1 protein-coding gene is annotated in these 645 nt (G+C 68.4%); it reads right to left on the bottom strand.

From position 1 onward, the window contains the following. The coding region (locus tag LFM09_RS50115; protein WP_414103737.1) for an IS110 family transposase at positions 1-412 on the bottom strand (412 nt) is incomplete at its 3' end. Positions 413-645: the final 233 nt, after the last annotated feature.

The following is a 645-nucleotide window of genomic DNA, read 5'->3' as shown; positions in this document are numbered from 1 at the left end:
GCAGGACGCGGATGGACTCGACGGGTCCCGCGGCGGTTTTGGGTGTGGCGGTGCCGTCGCCGGACAGGGCGGTGCGGGCGGCGTTGATGGCGTCGATGACGTCGGATTTGCCGTGGTTGCGGCGTGTTCGCCGGTTGGGCCGGGAGACTTCGCGGACCGTGATGTTGTTGCGGCGCAGCAGGGTGGCGAGCTGTTTGCCGTAGGAGCCGGTGCCTTCGACGCCGGCTGTGGCGACGGGGCCGAAGCCGGATAGCCAGTCGAGCAGTTGTGTGCAGCCCTCGGGGGTGGCGGGGAACTCGGCGTCGCCCAGGACCTGGCCGTGGTGGTCGAGTGCGGCGGCGTGGTGAGTGTCGGTATGGGTGTCGACCCCGCCGAACACCGTGATGTGGGTGCGGGCGTGCTGATGGGGCATTCTGAGACCTGTCGTCCTTGCTCGCTGAGACCTGGCTGGGACGGCACGCACCGGGCCGGGCGGGGCGGACAGAACAGAGATGGGTCCTGTGGTGACAGGCTCCTATCAGGTCACTTCCGCCCGCCTGGTGACGTGCACGCGGGGACACCCGGACCGGACGACAGATCCGGCGAAGGACACCACGGTCAGTTGCTTTGAGGGTCAGACCAGCTCAGGTGATCCCGCCACAACAT

The sequence above is a fragment of the Lentzea alba genome (assembly GCF_047445655.1).
Taxonomy (GTDB): domain Bacteria; phylum Actinomycetota; class Actinomycetes; order Mycobacteriales; family Pseudonocardiaceae; genus Lentzea; species Lentzea alba_A.
This window is presented reverse-complemented; position numbering and strand designations above follow the sequence as displayed.